The following is an 18,580-nucleotide window of genomic DNA, read 5'->3' on the forward strand; positions in this document are numbered from 1 at the left end:
TTTCTTGGCAGGTATGAGTGTTTCTTTAATTCAAGGCAGCAAAACCCTGATTGTCAAAGTCGGCTCCAGTCTGGTGACCAATGATGGTCAGGGACTGGATAAAACTGCCATTGCTGCCTGGGCTGAGCAAATCAGTGCCCTGGTGAAACAGGGACGGCAAATCGTGCTTGTCTCCAGTGGTGCGGTAGCTGAAGGCATGCAGCGCTTAGGCTGGAAAAAGCGCCCTGTCGAGATCAATGAGCTACAAGCGGCGGCGGCTGTTGGTCAAATGGGGCTGGTGCAAATGTATGAGCAATGTTTTGCCCAGCATGGCTTGCACACTGCCCAATTACTGCTGACGCATGAGGATCTGGCTGACCGCAAACGCTACCTGAATGCACGCACAACATTACGTACCTTGCTTGACCTGAAGGTCATCCCAATCATTAATGAAAACGATACTGTGGTCACTGAGGAAATCCGCTTTGGTGACAACGACACCCTGGGGGCGCTGGTCGCAAACCTGATTGAGGCGGACGCGCTGATTATCTTGACCGATCAGCAAGGATTGTATTCCGCCGATCCACGCAAAAATCCTGACGCCTTATTTGTGAATTTTGAAACAGCCGGTAATCCTGAGCTGGAAGCCATGGCTGGTGGTGCTGGTAGTGCTGTTGGTACCGGCGGTATGCTGACCAAGATTCTCGCGGCCAAGCGTGCTGCGAACAGTGGTGCGCATACGGTGATAGCTTCTGGTCGTGAACCCAATGTACTGGCTCGCCTGAGTCAGGGCGAAGCCATTGGCACGCACCTAAAAGCGGGCAAAATGAAAACACTGGCTAAAAAACAATGGCTGGCTGATCATTTGCGTGTAGGTGGCAAATTGGTGCTTGATGATGGTGCGGTCAATGTGCTCACCAAGGATGGCAAGAGTTTGCTGCCAATTGGCGTGGTTGACGTCCTGGGTCAGTTTGAGCGTGGCGACGTGGTGGCGTGCGTCGATGCGCAGGGTAAAGAGTGGGCGCGTGGCATTATCAATTACAATGCCAACGAGGTGCGACGCATCAAGCGTAAACCAAGTAGTGAGATTGAGCAGACGCTGGGTTACGTAGAAGAAAAAGAATTGATTCACAGGGACAATCTTGTGTTGCTTTAGCAACGCAAGATTGCGGCGTAGGCTAACTTGCAAAGCAAGTTAAGCGCAGAGGCCGAAGCCACAATCGGCACAAGAAGCAACACAAGATTGCGGCGTAGGCTAACTTGCGAAGCAAGTTAAGTGAAGTGGCGGAAGCCACAATCGGCACAAGAAGCAACGCAAGATTGCGGCGTAGGCTAACTTGCGAAGCAAGTTAAGCGAAGTGGCGGAAGCCACAATCGGCATAAGAAGCCGACGCATGAATGCCCTGTTGTTTAGGCAGACAAATTCAATAAAAAGGCAATAGTATGAGTAAACCTTTGGTGGCTATTATTATGGGATCGGACAGTGACTGGCCGGTGATGAAAAATGCCGCGCAAATGCTGGCAGATTTTGGTATTGCCTACGAAGCGCGTGTGGTCTCTGCTCACCGTACACCTGACCTGATGTTCCAATTTGCAGAGTCTGCTGCCAGCAATGGCTTTCAGGTGATTATCGCTGGTGCCGGTGGTGCAGCGCATTTGCCTGGCATGGTAGCGGCAAAAACCACATTGCCTGTGTTGGGCGTGCCTGTGCCTTCCAAACATCTGCAAGGGCAGGATTCCCTGTTATCTATTGTGCAAATGCCTAAAGGTATTCCGGTGGCGACGTTTGCAATTGGAGATGCCGGTGCCGCTAACGCTGGCTTGTTTGCAGTTGCCATGTTGGCAAATCAGGACCAGTCGCTGGCTGACAAGTTGGTTGCCTTCCGTAAGAAGCAGGCCGAAAAAGTACACGCAATGGAGTTGAGCGAAAAACCATGACAACCACTGTGATTCAACCTCCTGCCATGTTGGGCATGTTGGGCGGCGGCCAGCTGGGTCGCTTTTTTGTGATTGCAGCTCATGAGATGGGCTATAAGGTGACCGTGCTGGATCCTGACAAAAATAGTCCGGCGGGCATGATTGCCGATGTACATTTGTGTGCTGCCTACGATGACGCCTCTGCTTTAAAAACAATGGCAGAAACCTGTCAGGCGATTTCTACCGAATTTGAAAATGTGCCCGCAGAAACGCTGGCAACCTTGGCAAAATCCACGGTCGTTCATCCGAGTGCCGATGCCGTCGCCATTGCGCAGCACAGAGTCAAAGAAAAAACCTTCTTCAAGGAAGCCGGTTTGCCGGTTGGACCATTTGTGCCGGTCACTGCTGAGAGTGACTTGCCAGCGGATGGCGACATGTATCCGGCCGTGCTTAAAGTGGCACGATTCGGTTATGACGGCAAAGGCCAGGCGCGCGTTGCCAACCGTGAGCAGGCGGTGGCTGCATTCCAGGGATTCAAGCAGGAAGTCTGCGTGCTGGAAAAGATGCTGCCCTTAGACTTGGAAGTCTCAGTCGTGTTGGCGCGGGATGTGCATGGCAATATCGCCGCGTTTCCCACGGCAGAGAACAGCCATTTGAATGGTATTCTCGATATCAGCATCGCCCCTGCACGCTGTTCTGAAGTAATCAAGGCCAATGCGCAGGAGCTGGCTAAAAAGCTGGCAACCAAGCTGAATTATGTGGGTGTGCTGGGGGTGGAGTTCTTTGTGGTGGGTAACCAGTTGCTGGTCAACGAAATCGCGCCGCGCCCGCATAACTCAGGCCATTACACCATTGATGCCTGTGTGACCAACCAGTTTGAACAACAGGTGCGTGTGATTACCGGTCAGGCGTTAGGTAGCCCGCGTTTGCATAGTCATGCGGTGATGGTGAATATCCTGGGTGATAGCTGGTTGTATAGTGGCAAGCAAGTTGAGCCAGCGTGGGATAAGGCTTTTGCACATGGTGATCTGAAAATGCACTTATATGGCAAACATGAGCCACGCAAAGGCCGCAAGATGGGTCACTTCACCGTGATTGGTGAAGATATGCAGGCGGTATTGAATGCCGCCAAGGTTGCACGTAGTGAGTTACATATTGGCGAATAACATGCTCAAGATAAAAAAGCCCGGTCATCCGGGCTTTTTTATTGGTAGACATGCATCCTAGAGATTAGCTTGTACCTGGCTTCTAAATTCCAGTGGCGAGGCTATCTGGTCAAACGTTTCTTTGGTGCCGCCAGTACCTGTGACAATGATGGTGCCATACCCTAATATTCTTCCCATAATGCTTTGATTCACACCAATCCCTTCTACTTTTGTTAGCAGTACTTCAAGAGAGTGGCGTTGAATAAAGCCAATCTTAATGAGTACCCGTTTGTTGGTAATGGCAAACTCTGAAGTTTTGTAGCGGATGAAGCTATTGATCCCGGAAATCAGCGCAAACAATAACGCCAGCAGGCTGATGGCCAATAATAACTGGCTGCCTTCTGTTTGTTTAAAACTGAAAGCGCAGGTGATCAGGCTAAGGAGCAAGTAAAGAATGGTATTCAGAAAAATGATCCAGTGCATGTTTGCACGGTAAATAATCACTTCATTGGTCAGCAGGTTTTTTTCGATAAAACTCAAAGTAATGCCTCCAGATTCGCTATGCGTTTTGATCTGGCTTGAAACAAGCGTTAGAGGATGGTAGCAGTAAGATTCAATTCTACAAAGGGGGCTGCTGGGTAGGCACCGGTACGAAATAAAAAAGCCGGACATGCGTCCGGCCTTTTTAGTATGCACCCCTACTGAAATTATTCAGCAGCTTTTTTCGCGCGAGGCTTGGCAGCAGCTTTTTTGGCTGGAGCAGCTTCGGCTTTGGCAGCAGCTTTTTTCGGAGCTGCTTTAGGGGCAGCTGCTTTTTTCACAGAAGCCAAAGTCACAGGTGCGTCACCGGACAATGCTTTAATAGCAGCAGTCAAACGGCTCTTATGACGTGCAGCTTTGTTTTTGTGAATGATTTTTTTGTCAGCGATGCGGTCAATCACGCTCACGTTTTCCTGGTAAGAAGCCACAGCAGCAGCCTTGTCACCAGTTTGAATTGCTTTGATTACTTTTTTAATCGCAGTACGCAAAGTAGAACGCAACGCAGCATTGTGCGCATTTACTTTGACGGATTGGCGCGCGCGTTTGCGTGCTTGTGCGGTATTTGCCATATACGTTTATCCTGTCACTTTCAAAAGGGGTGTAATACGAAACCGTGCATCATACTGTTTTTGCTTTGTTTTTGCAAGATTAAAAACGCAATTCGTCGATTGATTGTGGCTGCATGTTAAAATCGGCCAACTTTTTAATCTGCTGGCACCGACAGTCGTTGGCAAGCAGTCAAAAACAACGCAAGGCGCATATTTTCCATCATTTATGAATTTGCTCAAAGCACTGGCTACCGTAGGTGGCATGACGTTTATCTCGCGCTTGCTGGGATTTGTCCGTGACACACTGATTGCGCGTATTTTTGGCGCGGGCATGGCGACCGATGCTTTTTTTGTCGCGTTTAAAATCCCAAACCTGTTGCGCCGTATTTCCGGTGAGGGCGCTTTCAGCCAAGCCTTTGTGCCTATTCTTTCCGAGTACCGTAAACAGCGCACGCCAGAGGCTACCAAGGCGTTGATCAACCATGTCTCCAGTTTGCTAGGTTTATTTCTGGTGGCGATTACCATTGTTGGCATGCTGGCAGCGCCACTTATCGTACGTTTGACTTCACCAGGTTTTGTGCATGACCCGGCCAAATTTGCGCTGACGACCGAGCTACTGCGTATTACCTTTCCTTATATTCTGTTTATTTCACTGGTTTCCATGGCCGGTGGTGTGCTCAATGCGTTCAGCAAGTTTCAGGTGCCGGCGTTTACGCCCGTCTGGCTTAATCTGAGTTTTATCACGGCTGCCTTGTTTATCGCGCCATATTTTAATAACTCCGTGTACGTGTTGGCTTGGGCGGTGTTTGTCGGTGGCATTATTCAGTTGCTGTATCAGTTGCCATATCTGCAAGAAATCGGCATGTTGCCGCGTTATGAACTCAATTTGCAGGATGAAGGCGTGCGCCGAATTCTCAAATTGATGGGGCCCGCCATTTTCGGTGTGTCGGTGGCACAAATTTCCATCGTGTTGAATAATATTTTTGCCTCATTTATGCCGACGGGAAGTGTGTCCTGGTTGTATTACGCTGACCGCCTGATGGAGTTCCCGACCGGCGTGCTGGGGGTAGCCCTGGGCACCATCCTGTTGCCCAGTTTATCCAAGGCGCATGTAGACAAATCCAGTGCCGAGTTTTCCCAACTGCTGGATTGGGGCTTGCGCCTGACCTTTATGCTGGCGATTCCTGCAGCTGTGGCCATGGCCGTACTCTCCAAACCTTTGGTCGCAAGCCTGTTTTATTACGGTAAGTTCACTGCTGTGGATGTGGCACAAACCGAGCGCGCGCTGATTGCCTACAGCCTGAGCTTGCTGGGTTTGATTATGGTAAAGGTGCTGGCACCAGGCTTTTATGCCCGCCAGAATGTGAAAACACCGGTCAAAATTGCGATTTTCACTTTGATAGTGACGCAGTTGATGAACATCTGTTTTCTGATGTTCACATCATTACAGCATGCCGGATTAGCGCTCGCCGTTGGTTTAGGCGCTTGCATCAACGCGATATTGTTATGGGTCACCTTGCAGAGAACTGGCGCTTTCCAGCCGCAAGCAGGATGGGTAGTATTCCTCATAAAGCTATTGATTGCAGTGACGGTGATGGCGCTGGTGTTATATGCAGCTGCTACCTGGTCGGGTGACTGGCTGGCAATGCCAACTTTGAACCGCATGCTGCATCTGGCAGGTATTGTTTTGCTGGGGATGACCGTGTATTTTGCCTCGTTGGCACTGTTAGGTTTCAGGCCTAGGGACTTTATGAAACGGGTGGCTAAATAATGGTCATGCAGATATTTCGGCATTTCCCAGACACATCAACACCGCAAGCAATTGCCATCGGCAATTTTGATGGCATGCATCTTGGTCACCAGGCCTTGTTACGTCAACTGATTGCCTTTACGCAAACTTATAAAATTACCCCCGCAGTGATGACGTTTGAGCCGCATCCACGCGAATTTTTTATGCCGCAGAATGCCCCGGCGCGATTGGCTTCCATGCGTGAAAAGCTGGAATATTTTGCCGAGTGTGGCGTGCATCATGTCTACGTGCAGCGCTTTAACCAGGCGTTTGCGGCACAAAGCCCGGCCACGTTTATGCAAGTGCTGCGGGATCGGCTCAATGCCAATGTAGTCATGGTGGGTGAGGATTTTTGCTTTGGCGCCAAGCGGGCGGGGTCGGTGCAAACCCTGATTGAGAACGGTTTTAATGTCATCCCCTTACCCGAAGTGCAGCTGCATGGCGAGCGTGTTTCAAGCACGCTGGTACGTAATGCGCTGGCTGCGGGCGACTTGGTCAAAGCCCAAACCTTACTCGGGCGCCCTTATAGCATTAGCGGTAAAGTGGTACATGGTGCCAAACTTGGCCGCCAGCTTGGCTTTCCCACCGCTAATGTTCATATGCGCCACGAGCGGCCTGCACTGACAGGGGTTTATGCGGTAAAATTGAACAATTTACCGGCGGTTGCCAATTTGGGTAACCGGCCGACGCTCGAAGGCATCCCCAAACTTAAGCTTGAAGTACATGTGTTTGATTTTAATGGTGATCTTTATGATCAGCATGTACATGTGCAGTTTTTTCATAAATTGCGAGACGAACAAAAGTTTGCCGGATTGGACGCATTGAAAGCGCAAATTGCGCTGGATGCCTTGCAGGCGAAACAATATTTTAGCCACGGATAAATGCTGAACCTAAATCGGCTGAGTCTGTGGCTGATTTTTTGGATATTTAAATGACTGACCAAACAAAAGATTCAAAATACAAACTGAATTTACCTGAAACCAGCTTCCCCATGCGTGGTGACCTTTCCAAGCGTGAACCCGCCTGGTTGAAAAGCTGGCAAGAACGCAAGGTATACGAGCGTATCCGCGCCAAGCGCAAAGGCGCTCCCTCATTTATTCTGCACGATGGCCCACCCTATGCCAACGGTGATATTCACATCGGTCACGCCGTCAATAAAATCCTGAAAGACATCATCATCAAGGCCAAAACCATGAGCGGTTTTGACGCGCCTTATGTGCCAGGCTGGGATTGCCACGGTCTGCCGATTGAGCTGGTGGTGGAAAAGAATCACGGTAAGAATATAGACCCGGCCAAGTTCCGCGAACTGTGCCGTGCCTACGCCGCCGAGCAGGTGGAAAAACAGAAAAAAGACTTTATCCGTCTGGGGGTGTTGGGTGATTGGGACAATCCTTACCTGACGATGGCATTTAACACCGAGGCCGATATCATGCGCGCTCTGGGTGAGATCTACCAGAATGGCTATCTGTACCAGGGTTCCAAGCCCGTACACTGGTGCGTGGACTGTGGCTCTGCGTTAGCTGAGGCTGAGGTGGAATATGAGGATGTCAATTCACCTGCTATTGATGTCGGGTTCAAGGTAGTAGATAACGCTCTTTTAGCCAAAGCATTTGGTTTAGATAAAGTAGAAGGTGATGTCTATGCCGTAATTTGGACAACAACCCCTTGGACTCTGCCTGCAAACCAAGCTGTGAGCGTGAACGCAGAGCTTGATTACGCTCTTATAAGAACGGAGCGTGGAAGTTTGATTTTGGCCAACGACATATTGATGCAGTCCGCATATATTCGTGGAGAGAATACCGGAAGCCCACTTGAATTAATGCGCAGATATGGAGTAGAAGCTGGTCCTGCTGATATTTTTGGTTTGGTTAAAGGCGCAGCATTAAAAAATATTCTGCTTCAACATCCATTCGATAACCGCCAGGTGCCTGTGATCACTGGTGACCATGTCACGACTGATGCCGGTACTGGTCTGGTGCATACGGCCGCAGCGCACGGTAACGATGACTGGCTGGTGATGCGCGCTAATTTCCCGAATGAGAAACCACGCGTACTGATTGGTGGCGATGGCAAATTTTTCACCAGTGAACTGGTTGAGTTTGCCGAGATTCGTGGCCTGAGCCGTCAGGATGCCAATAAAGTGATCCTGGCTAAGTTGCAGGAAAACGGCGTGCTGTTTGCCTCTGCACGTTTAAACCATAGCTTCCCGCATTGCTGGCGCCACAAAACGCCGCTCATGCAATTGGCGACGCATCAGTGGTTTATCGGCATGAATTCCGTCGGTAAAGATGGCAAAGCATTACGCGAACATGCTAATACCGCGGTAGATGCCACACAGTTCTTCCCGAGCTGGGGCCGTGCACGCCTGGAAGCCATGATCAAAAACCGCCCGGACTGGTGTGTGTCACGCCAGCGTAACTGGGGCGTACCTATGCCATTCTTTGTGCATAAGGAAACTGGCGAGCCGCACCCTGAGACGATGCGCTTGCTGGAAGCCGTATGTAAACAGGTAGAGCAACAGGGCATAGAGGCCTGGTTTAGTCTGGATGGCGATGCTTTCCTCGCGCAACATGCGTCTGAAAATGCAGCACAGTATAAAAAAGTGACGGATACGCTGGACGTGTGGTTTGACTCCGGAGCCACGCATTATGCGGTGGTGCGTTCTGCCCATCATCCAAGTTTGTCCGCAGCGGCCAACGTGCGCGAAGCGGCGCATCAACCTGTAGCTGACTTGTACCTCGAAGGCTCAGACCAGCACCGTGGCTGGTTCCAGTCCAGCTTGCTGACCGGTTGTGCTATCGATGGCAACGCGCCTTACAAGGCGCTGCTCACCCATGGTTTTGTGGTGGACGGTGCTGGCCATAAAATGAGTAAATCCAAAGGCAACGTGGTGGCGCCGCAAAAGGTGATGGATACTTACGGCGCCGATATTCTGCGTTTGTGGGTGGCTTCGACGGATTACTCCGGCGAGTTGACGATCAGTGACGAAATCTTGAAACGTGTGGCTGACGGCTACCGCCGTATCCGTAATACACTGCGTTTCCTGTTATCTAATCTGGCTGATTTTGATGCCAGCAAAGATCTGCTACCAGTTGATCAGTGGCTGGAAATTGACCGTTATGCGCTACACCTGACGCAGCAATTGCAAACCGGCATTCTGGCAGATTACGAAAAATACGAGTTCCACTTGGCGGTGCAGAAGTTTGTGAGTTTTTGCTCTGAAGACTTGGGTGGTTTCTACCTCGATATTCTCAAAGACCGCCTGTATACCAGCGGTGAGACGTCTCATGCACGCCGTGCGGCACAGAGCGCATTGCATCACATCACACATGCCATGATGCGTTTGATGGCGCCGATTTTAAGCTTCACTGCCGATGAAATCTGGCAGACCTTAGGTCTTGATAAGGTCGCGACCGTGTTTGAAGAAGACTGGTATGGACTGCCTGCGCACGACTTGAGCGACACGCAATTACAACACTGGCAAACCATTATTGCCTTGCGAGCACAAGCGGCCAAAGAAATCGAAGTGTTGCGTGGTGAAGGCAAAGTAGGCTCTTCTCTACAAGCAGAATTGGAGTTTCATGTTGCACCAGAAACTTTTGAAGCGTTAAGCAGCCTGCAGGATGATCTGCGCTTTGTGATGATCACTTCCAGCGCGACAACGTACAAAGTGGCAGATGCCTCTGCGCAGAAAATTCTCGTAAAACCGAGTACACATCAAAAATGCGACCGTTGCTGGCATTACCGTGCCGATGTAGGCATTGATGCCGCGCATCCGACCATTTGTGGCCGTTGCGTCAGCAATCTGTTTGGCAAAGGTGAAGTGCGCAAATATGCGTAATGTCCGTTCGGCTTTGCCCTGGCTGGTGTTGAGCGCGATCGTGATCGTGCTCGATCTGTACACTAAACATCTGATCCAGCAATCGTTTGTCTATGGCGAACATGTGCCCGTGACAGGTTTTTTTGACCTGGTGCGTTATCACAACACCGGCGCGGCTTTTAGTTTTCTGGCGGACGCTGGTGGCTGGCAACATGGCTTTTTCACAGCAGTGTCTACGCTTGCGTCTGTGGTCATGGTCTATCTGCTGGTCAAGCACCCGCAAAAAAAACTGTTCTGTTTTGGAATCGCCCTGGTATTAGGGGGCGCATTGGGTAATTTATATGACCGGTTGACGCTGGGCTACGTGGTGGATTTTTTGCTATTTTATTATCAGCAATGGGCCTGGCCTGCGTTTAATGTCGCAGACAGTGCTATTTGTGTTGGCGTCGGTTTGCTGATGCTGGATAGTTTTAAGCAACCTGATACATCCTCTTCCTGAAGATTCTTGAGGTTTTTTGCTCACAGTACAGAGTCAGTAAAGGAGCGTGTAATGGATGGACTGAGTTACAGCTTTAATGATGTCATCAAATTGTGGGTCGGGAGTAAAAGTACCTGGCACTACGTCAGTTTGCCGCTGGCGATGTCTGACGAAATTCATACCCTTAGCCAATACCACCAAACCAAACGCCGCGGATGGGGCGCGGTGAAGGTGGATGTTGCGGTGCAAGGCCAGCAATGGCAAACATCGATATTCCCGGCCTTTGAAGATGGCCGCTATGCCTTGTTTCTCAAGGCTGACATACGCAAGCAGTTAGGGATTGCTGCTGGTAGCGAGATCGCTGTTACATTAACGCTTCTTTGGTAGGTGGGCAATCAGTCGTCATGGCGCCAGGCAACAAGGCGTGGATGTCTTCAATGTGCATAGGCTTGCCGAGCAGGAAGCCTTGAATGTAGTCACATCCGGTTTGGCGTAAGAAGTCGAGTTGCGCTTGGGTTTCTACGCCCTCAACCACCACTGAAATGCCCAGGATCCCGGCGGTTTTGACGATGGTGCTCACAATTTCACTGTCAGCACTGCTTTCCGGGACATCCACCATAAATGCGCGGTCTATTTTAAGCTCATCAATCGGCAAGTGTTTGAGTTTAAACAGTGACGAGTTGCCCACGCCAAAGTCATCCAGGGATATCCGTACCCCAATGGCTTTCAGCTGTTTAAGCATTTCCAATGCCTGCTCCTCATGTTCAAACACTGCGCTTTCGGTGATTTCGAGGGTAATGCAGGCGGGTGGAATGGCATGTTGTTTTAATTGCTGGGCAATCCTTAATGGCAGGCCATGGTCGCGGAATTGTCTGGGGGAAATGTTAATGGACAGTCCTAGCGATTGGCTCCCGCTTTTGCCGAGGTCCGACAAGCGGCGGAAAGCTTCTGCAATCACCCATTCTCCCAGTGGCAGAATCAAGCCCGATTGCTCTGCATAAGGAATGAATTCGGCAGGAGGGATGATGTCTCCCTTGTAGTTTCGCCAGCGAATAAGCGCTTCAATTTTAACCATGCGAGGTGTTTGCTTATCCAGGCAGAAAATAGGCTGGAATTGCAGGAAAAACTCTTGTCTGCGAATGGCTTTGCGCAATTGCACATCTAGCTTGAAGCGGTTTTGCGCCTGCTTGGTTTGCTCTTTGCTGTAAAAAAGAAACAGATGCTGGCTGGAGCGTTTGGCATGTGAGAGCGCAGTATTGGCATTGCGTGCGAGCTGTTCACTGTTGTTGCCATCGCGTGGATACAGACTGATACCGATACAGGCATCCAGCATGAGCTCGTGATTTTCGATCATCACAGGTTTATGCACGATTTTGCATAAGTTATGCGCCAGTTGGACTAATTCCGCATCGCTTTTGCGTCGGGTGATAATAAGGGCAAATTTATCGCCGTGTACGCGTCCCAGTTCACCGCAGTCATGCGCGATGTATTGCAGGCGATGGGCAGTCTCAATCAAGAAAAGATCGCCAGTCCTATGGCCAAAACTGTCGTTAATGCTCTGGAAATGCTTCAGGTCTATCATCAGCAAAGCCACCATGCCGCTCTCACTGGCCGCGCCAATAATGGCATGTTCTAGCAAATTCAGCATGGCAAGCCGGTTAGGCAGGTGGGTGAGAGGGTCATGCCGCGACAGCTGCTGGTACTCCAGCTCCTTTTCGGCCAGGCGTTTCTCGGCATGCAATAACCGCTCACTCTCGCGCAGCAGGATACTTTGCCTGATGGTTGCAAAAATCAGGATGGCTGTTACCGACCCGATGGCAATGTGATAGGCATAAGGATGCGGGCCACTTTGCCACCAGATGAGCGTTAATGAACTGATGCTAAAGACAAAAGCAAGCACCGGGATCCAGCTGCGGAGCCTGCGGCACTGGCGGTGATAACTGACGTTTTTGGCGATACGCACCTGCCAGCCATACAGGCCTGCGCCTATCAGTATGTCAGCGGCAGAAAAGCCGTAATTAATCCACAAACTGTTCTGTGGCGTGTGGTTGAGTGCATTCAGGTTCCATTGCATCCAGCATATTCCCAGCAGCGAAAGCCCTGCACTCAGCATCAACCAGGGCCGCAAGCCGGTGGGCCTTAAATACGGGATCAGCAAAAGTGACACCAGGGCCGCACTGAGCATGCTGGCAGGATACGCGGTGAGGACTGTCAACTCCAGTGCACTGACTTCCGTGGCCTTGGGCAAATAAGAAATCAATATATACCCGATGACGGCCACACTAAAAGAGAGCGCATCAATTGTGAAAGCCAGTGTTTTAGCGCGGGAGAGCTGGCTAAGTAAAGCAACAACGAAGCCGACGATGAGACAGGGCCCCATCAGTGGGTAAAAGATATCAGACTGGGCGGGGAAGGTGGTTTGATCGGTGAGTACTTCAAATATCCATAACAGACCGCCCGTGAAATAGGCGAATGTGCCAATGACAAACCAGCGTTTACAGGGGCGATGGGCCGGATTGGCACGGAAATAGCCCAAAGTGGCCAGCGCCAGGCAGGCAGTAATCGTTGCAAACCAGTGGATATTATCCAGCCACAGCACAGTTTCGGGTGTTGCATTAAAGGTTGCCAGTAGGCAAATGCATGAAACAGATAATGCAACAACAATGACTTGACGAGAAAGTGTCATGAAGCCCCCTTGTTTTTGTCAATTCTAACAAGGGGTTAAAAAAAAACTAGCCCTTGGTAATAATTAACTTAACGATATTTATTAAGCACGTAAGAATTGCACCCACAAGCACGCCAACAGTTGCATTCAAAAGCAAAGACCATTGGGAAAACTGCTCAACGAATGTGTGTAACGGATGGATGCCGTGAACGATAATGCCGCCGCCTACAAGAAACATGGCAGCAGTGCCTAATACGCTTAGCAGGCGCATCAGGTAAGGGACCGCTTGCACCAATCCCCAGCCGAATTTACGTGTGGCTTGTGACATCACACTTTGGCCCTGACGCTGCATGAGCCACAGGCCGATATCGTCCATTTTGACGATCAGGGCGACGAGGCCATAGACCCCTATGGTCATGAAGATCGCAATCAAGGAAAGCACCAGGATGCGCTGCGTCAATGCTGCTTCGGCCACCACCCCCAGGGCAATGACAATAATTTCGGCTGAAAGGATAAAGTCAGTACGTACCGCCCCCTTTATTTTTTCATTTTCAAGCGTCACTAAATCGGTGGTTGGCTGCTGCATGGCAGCATGCACGGCCTGCGCATGAGCATCCTCTTCTTTGCTATGGCGCAACTTATGCCAGATCTTCTCAAAACCTTCAAAACACAAAAAGGCACCGCCCAGCATGAGCAAGGGCGTAATCAGCCAGGGTAAAAAGGCGCTGATCAATAAAGCGGCAGGCACTAAAATCAGCTTGTTGATGAACGAACCACGTGCCACCGCCCACACCACCGGAAGCTCCCTTTTCGAAGCGATCCCTGTCACCTGCTGAGCATTAAGGGCCAGGTCATCCCCCAACACGCCCGCGGTTTTCTTGGCTGCCAGTTGGCTCATGACCGACACATCGTCGAGCATGGTGGTGATGTCATCAAGTAATGCCAGTAAGCTGGATCCGGCCATGTTTTGTCCTGTGTCAATTGAAATGCTTGTCTATTCTAAAGGATTGTCGTTAAAATGCCCGAATGGTAACGGTCAAATTTCAACATTGGATGGCGCGCATGGCCTTGATGGCAATCATGCTGGCTGCGCTTATGCCAACATTGACCTTGGCTTTCCCCATGCAGGGTGGCAAAACTTTTGTGCAGGAAGTATGTTCTTCGCAGGGCAGTAAGCTGGTGATTCAGGTCATCACCACACAAGGCAAGCTGCGCTCCACCTTGATTGATTACCAGCCTTCGCAAAAACCGGTGTCATTGAGTCATCACCTGAATCATTGCCCGTTCTGCCAGATGGCGCTGGATCAGGTGACTATCCCATCACATAGCCCTGCATATATTCTGTTCCAAAAAACACAGGCAACAATCGCCCTAAGCGAATATCAGGCACCTGTTGTTTCAAGTTTCTATCCTACTGCGCATCTCTCGCGCGCCCCTCCGCTGACTCCTCACTCAGTCTAATTCCGTCAGTTAGTTTGACGGCTTATGAGTTTGCCTGCAACCCAGGCAAAGATGGAGTCATCACATGATTATTATCAACCTACAGGCAATGATTTTTGCCAAACAGGTGGAGTGGAAACGCCACATCACCCTCAAAGAAGTCGCTGACGCTACCGGCATCAGCCGTATGACCCTGCACCGCATGGTCAAAAATCCTACCTACAACGCATGCACCGAGCATCTGGGCAAGCTATGCACCTATTTTTCCTGTGATATCAGTGCATTAATACGTTGGCAGCCCGATCATCCAGTCAGGCAAATATTTGCCGCCTGATGCGTGATATTCACCCTACTGGTTGTCGACCAGTAGGGCATGCCGTTTACAAAAAAATTCTGAGGAAAAGTTTGATATGAAAAAAGCATTATTAGCAGTTGCATTACTCGGTTTAACCCAAAGCGCTTGGGCGCACTTAAGCTACACCGGTCGTGACTTTGGTACGTTCTCAGGTCTGGCTGACGCCAGCAACAGCATTACGACCACGGTCAACACCAACTATGGCTGGGCAGGCGCCGCAGACGGCAATCTGGGTGATAGCCATATCGGCCGTGCTTTCCGCTTTACCCTGCAAAATGCAGCGTGGGTTGATTTTACGGTCGATGCCACTTCTGCCGATCTCTTGCCGGCCTTTTCAATTTACTCGGGCCTGGCGGCAGTAAGAACCGGTGGCGTATTTCCAGGCACACAAACCAGTGCAGATTACGATACTGCCACAGCCTCTATCGTCTGGCGCTACAGCTGGGCACAAGCCAACCTTGGCTCTAACGCATCGTATACCGACACCGATGGCAGCTGGAACGCGCTAGGTAACTGGAAAATGGGCGGTGATGGTGATGCCATCGGTATCGACAGCGAACTGAGCAGTTTTATCTACCAGGGCTCTGCAACTACTACTACCGATATTGTGACAGGTAAATTTCTGCTCAGCGCTGGGGATTACACCATCATGATTGGCGGTAATAACGCTACAAATATGCTGGGGACTTCATTTGGCTACACCGCCTTACTGAATGTGAGTGCAGTACCAGAGCCGGAGAATATGGCTTTGCTGATGGCAGGCTTGTCTGTACTTGGCTGGCAAGTTCGCCATAGCAAAAAAACAAATTAATACAGTGCTATTTTAGGAGAGTGATATGAGCTTTAAAAAATCAATCATTTTGGGTGTGTTGGCGATGTTTGCCACATTGCCAGCAATGGCGGCCATTCAAACTTACAGTGTTACAACCAAATTTATAGAGCCAGATACTGAGCCTGCAAATACTTGGTTTGTAGGGACATTCAGCTTTAACACGGTGAGCAAAACCGTTTCTGGTTTACAGGGGTGGTTGAGTGAGTCCATGACTGGCACGGTGGACTATAACCCAGCAACAGGAATTAATGGCACAGACGATATGACGTGGGTACAACTAACCAATCAACTGGATGCGACCTATGACGCAAGTTTAGGCGGTCTGCTGGTCACCACCTTTTTGAATTCAACAACCAGCACATTTGTAGATGCAGCTGGTTCTACCTCAGATGGGTGGACACCTGGTGTGGGACATACCAGAAATAATGGTAGCAATAACGCGTATGCCAGAATTTTTGTAAATACCGTTGATCCGCTTGCAACGTTGACTTCTTCTCAAATCAATAAGTTAGCTTATGCTGATTGTACTGCTGGCGGAATGATGGGGCCTACTTGCATGACTGGGACGTCAATTGCTGGCTATGGCCGCGTTGGTACCATGGGTGGCTTCCCGGTATCACAGACAATGACATTACTGTCTACCACTCCAGTGCCTGAGGCTGATACTTACGCCATGTTGGCATTAGGTTTAGGCGTATTGGGCTGGGTAGGGCGCCAAAAACGTCAATCTATGGTTTAACTGGAGGCTTAAGCCGCACCTTTTGTGAGGTGTGGCTTTTTTATGATGGACTCAAAACAAAACGCCAGCAAATACATATCCGCTGCCAAAGGTATTTTTCTGCTGACCATTCTGACGCATGCATTTGCCAGTGCTGAGGAGCTTTCTGATGAAGCACAATCTTCTGCAAATACCACTATTGAGGTGCCTGTCGTTGAATTAACTGCGCCTAAAGCCAGCGTAAATCCTTTGTCCGGTGGCGTCATTGAGGCGCATGAACTGGCTGAAAAAAAGACTACTGTCATGGATACCGCTCGACTATTGGAGGATATTCCTGGCGTAAGCACCTACGGAGCCGGGGCGATTTCCGCATTACCTGTGATACATGGTCTGGCTGATGAGCGTTTGCGATTGCAGGTGGATGGTATGGATATGACTGCTGCATGTCCTAACCACATGAACTCAGTGCTTTCTTATATCAATCCAACGCGTGTTGGCGTGATTAAGGTGTTTAGTGGTATTACGCCAGTAAGCGAAGGTGGTGACAGCTTGGGTGGCACGATTCAGGTCAGTGCTGCTCCTTTGGCCTTTGCCTCGGAAGGCGATTGGCTGGTTAATGGCAGTTTGGGCAGTTTTTATCGTAGTAATGGTTATGCCACTGGGTGGAATGCCAGTGCAGGGTTTGCGACGGATCATGTCAGCATGCAATATTCCGAGTCGCATTTAAAGTCGGCAAATTATCGCGCTGCCAAGCGCTTTAAAGATGTGAGTCAATGGCCCTCGCAGGATTGGCTTGAGAATACAGACGATGACGAAGTCGCTTCTAGCGCTATATCAGGGTCAGTCAACCAATCTTTAGACGTTGCTTTCAAGCATGAATCGCACCTGCTGCAATTGGGATTGAGTCAGCAAAGTGTTGGTTTTGAAGGCTTTCCTAATCAACGCATGGACATGACAGATAACAAAAATACTACTGTTAATTTGCGATATGCCGGACAGTTTGACTGGGGTGACGTTCAGGCAAAGATGTTTCGTCAACATGTGAAACATGCCATGGACATTGGTGCGCAACGTGCTGATCAGGCCATGCCGATGTTGTCTGATGCTGAAACGCTAGGGGCGAGTTTAAAAGTGAGCGCTCCGATAATGAGTGAACATCTACTCAGAGTGGGCACTGAGTTATTGAGTTATCGTTTGGATGACTGGTGGCCTCCAGTAGGTACGGCTGTAGGCTCCATGTGTTGCAACGAATTTCAGAATATCCGGAACGGCCAGCGGGACAAAGTGGCTCTATTTGCCGAGATGGAGTCCAGTTGGCGTCAGGACTGGTTGACCCTGATCGGGGTGCGAACTGACATTGTGAATTCAAACGCAGGGGATGTGCAAGGTTACAGTAACACTGCGTCCTACAGGGCGGACGCAGCATCATTTAATGCCCAAAGCCGTGGCAGGCGTGATCTTAATTGGGATTGGACAGCGCTGACTCGATATATGCCGACTCTACAGCAAACTTATGAGCTGGGCTTTGCCAGAAAATCCCGAGCTCCAAGCTTGTATGAGCGCTATGCGTGGTCAACCTTTTCCATGGCCGCATTGATGAATAACTTTGTTGGAGATGGTAATGGATATATTGGCAATCTGGAACTTGAGCCAGAGGTGGCACATACCGCCAATATTGCATTTGAATGGCACGACGAGCCCCAAGCCATCTGGTCGACAAAACTGAATGCCTACTATACCTACATTAATGACTATATAGATGCTAAACGTTGTAACTTTGGGCGTTGTCCTGCTTCGCTCCTAAACAGACAGGACAGCTTTGTCCTGCTGCAGTATGTCAACCAGTCAGCAAGGTTACATGGCTTTGATTTCTCCGCTTATAGACAGTTAATCAGCAGCGATGCCGTAGGCGTAATTAGTTCCAGAGCGGTAATCAGCTATGTGCGTGGTGAGAACACAACGACAGGCGATAATTTGTATCACATCATGCCCTTGAATGGGCGTTTTTCTCTGGAGAATAAACTGGGGGGGTGGTTGTCGACAGCTGAGTTGCAGTTGGTTTCAGACAAAAGGCATGTTTCGCAAGTACGTAATGAAACCCGAACCGATGGCTACGGCCTTTTGAACTTGCGAACTAGCTACACTAACAAGTTTATGCGAGTCGATCTCGGGCTGGAAAATGCACTAAACAAGCTCTATTTCTCTCCGTTAGGCGGGGCTTATTTGGGGCAAGGTGATCCAATGAGTACATCGACGATTCCATGGGGTATTAATTTACCCGGTATGGGCCGATCCGCCAATGTCGCAGTCACTTTCTTTTACTAAAAGCATCACTGCATCCATACGCGATGCAG

General features: G+C 49.9%; 17 protein-coding genes. 13 read left to right on the forward strand and 4 right to left on the reverse strand.

Going from position 1 to position 18,580, the window contains the following annotated elements; genetic code table 11:
- The first annotated feature begins 13 nt into the window (after window positions 1-13).
- From proB to ACJ67_RS03500, 3 genes are all read left to right on the forward strand, one after another.
- Complete coding sequence (gene proB / locus ACJ67_RS03490; protein ID WP_049637896.1) at window positions 14-1,135, forward strand: glutamate 5-kinase; 1,122 nt, start codon at window positions 14-16, stop codon at window positions 1,133-1,135.
- Between the two features lie 287 nt (window positions 1,136-1,422).
- Window positions 1,423-1,917 carry a 5-(carboxyamino)imidazole ribonucleotide mutase gene (gene purE / locus ACJ67_RS03495; RefSeq protein ID WP_049637897.1) on the forward strand — a complete coding sequence of 165 codons (495 nt, stop codon included), beginning with the start codon at window positions 1,423-1,425 and terminating at the stop codon, window positions 1,915-1,917.
- A complete protein-coding gene (locus tag ACJ67_RS03500) occupies window positions 1,914-3,062 on the forward strand; it encodes a 5-(carboxyamino)imidazole ribonucleotide synthase (protein WP_049637898.1) in 1,149 nt (382 codons plus the stop codon). The genes purE and ACJ67_RS03500 overlap by 4 nt, the downstream gene beginning before the upstream one ends.
- 57 nt (window positions 3,063-3,119) lie before the next feature.
- On the opposite strand, the gene ACJ67_RS03505 is transcribed toward ACJ67_RS03500, so the two are convergent.
- The gene (locus ACJ67_RS03505) at window positions 3,120-3,581 is read right to left on the reverse strand and encodes a PH domain-containing protein (protein ID WP_049637899.1); all 462 of its coding nucleotides are present in this window, start codon (window positions 3,579-3,581) and stop codon (window positions 3,120-3,122) included.
- Window positions 3,582-3,748: 167 nt separating this feature from the next.
- A complete protein-coding gene (rpsT, locus tag ACJ67_RS14580; protein WP_018986091.1) occupies window positions 3,749-4,150 on the reverse strand; it encodes a 30S ribosomal protein S20 in 402 nt (133 codons plus the stop codon).
- A 205-nt stretch (window positions 4,151-4,355) separates the two neighbouring features.
- Here rpsT and murJ point away from each other — a divergent pair, with 205 nt between their 5' ends.
- From murJ to ACJ67_RS03535, 5 genes are read left to right on the forward strand one after another with little or no spacing between them, the layout of a single operon-like run.
- Window positions 4,356-5,900 (forward strand): murein biosynthesis integral membrane protein MurJ, encoded by a 1,545-nt coding sequence (murJ, locus tag ACJ67_RS03515; protein WP_049639742.1) that lies wholly within the window; start codon window positions 4,356-4,358, stop codon window positions 5,898-5,900.
- A 5-nt stretch (window positions 5,901-5,905) separates the two neighbouring features.
- A complete protein-coding gene (locus tag ACJ67_RS03520; RefSeq protein ID WP_049639743.1) occupies window positions 5,906-6,799 on the forward strand; it encodes a bifunctional riboflavin kinase/FAD synthetase in 894 nt (297 codons plus the stop codon).
- A 50-nt stretch (window positions 6,800-6,849) separates the two neighbouring features.
- The gene (gene ileS / locus ACJ67_RS03525) at window positions 6,850-9,759 is read left to right on the forward strand and encodes an isoleucine--tRNA ligase (RefSeq protein ID WP_049637900.1); all 2,910 of its coding nucleotides are present in this window, start codon (window positions 6,850-6,852) and stop codon (window positions 9,757-9,759) included.
- Window positions 9,752-10,237 carry a signal peptidase II gene (lspA, locus tag ACJ67_RS03530; protein WP_049637901.1) on the forward strand — a complete coding sequence of 162 codons (486 nt, stop codon included), beginning with the start codon at window positions 9,752-9,754 and terminating at the stop codon, window positions 10,235-10,237. Before ileS ends, lspA begins: the two co-directional genes overlap by 8 nt.
- A gap of 51 nt (window positions 10,238-10,288) precedes the next feature.
- Window positions 10,289-10,603, forward strand: a complete 315-nt coding sequence (locus tag ACJ67_RS03535; RefSeq protein ID WP_049637902.1) for a DUF1905 domain-containing protein — start codon at window positions 10,289-10,291, stop codon at window positions 10,601-10,603.
- Here the strand turns inward: ACJ67_RS03535 and ACJ67_RS03540 are convergent.
- On the reverse strand, window positions 10,581-12,902 hold the full coding sequence (locus tag ACJ67_RS03540; protein ID WP_197080656.1) for a bifunctional diguanylate cyclase/phosphodiesterase: 2,322 nt from the start codon (window positions 12,900-12,902) through the stop codon (window positions 10,581-10,583). The genes ACJ67_RS03535 and ACJ67_RS03540 overlap by 23 nt on opposite strands.
- Before the next feature lie 46 nt (window positions 12,903-12,948).
- Entirely contained in the window at window positions 12,949-13,845 is an 897-nt protein-coding gene (locus ACJ67_RS03545; RefSeq protein WP_049637903.1) for a DUF808 domain-containing protein, read from the reverse strand.
- 98 nt (window positions 13,846-13,943) lie between these two features.
- Between ACJ67_RS03545 and ACJ67_RS03550 the strand changes: the two genes are divergently transcribed.
- The 5 genes from ACJ67_RS03550 to ACJ67_RS03570 all read left to right on the forward strand — a co-directional run bounded on the left by ACJ67_RS03550 (window position 13,944) and on the right by ACJ67_RS03570 (window position 18,551).
- On the forward strand, window positions 13,944-14,342 hold the full coding sequence (locus ACJ67_RS03550; RefSeq protein ID WP_231587239.1) for a DUF2946 domain-containing protein: 399 nt from the start codon (window positions 13,944-13,946) through the stop codon (window positions 14,340-14,342).
- A gap of 64 nt (window positions 14,343-14,406) precedes the next feature.
- Complete coding sequence (locus ACJ67_RS03555; protein WP_049637904.1) at window positions 14,407-14,655, forward strand: helix-turn-helix transcriptional regulator; 249 nt, start codon at window positions 14,407-14,409, stop codon at window positions 14,653-14,655.
- A 76-nt stretch (window positions 14,656-14,731) separates the two neighbouring features.
- Window positions 14,732-15,487, forward strand: coding sequence for a PEP-CTERM domain protein (locus ACJ67_RS03560; protein ID WP_049637905.1), 756 nt, complete (start codon window positions 14,732-14,734; stop codon window positions 15,485-15,487).
- A 25-nt stretch (window positions 15,488-15,512) separates the two neighbouring features.
- Window positions 15,513-16,247, forward strand: coding sequence for a PEP-CTERM sorting domain-containing protein (locus ACJ67_RS03565; protein ID WP_049637906.1), 735 nt, complete (start codon window positions 15,513-15,515; stop codon window positions 16,245-16,247).
- 42 nt (window positions 16,248-16,289) lie between these two features.
- Entirely contained in the window at window positions 16,290-18,551 is a 2,262-nt protein-coding gene (locus tag ACJ67_RS03570; RefSeq protein ID WP_053092877.1) for a TonB-dependent siderophore receptor, read from the forward strand.
- Window positions 18,552-18,580: the final 29 nt, after the last annotated feature.

Source organism: Methylophilus sp. TWE2, assembly GCF_001183865.1.
In the GTDB taxonomy this organism is placed as follows: Bacteria; Pseudomonadota; Gammaproteobacteria; order Burkholderiales; family Methylophilaceae; genus Methylophilus.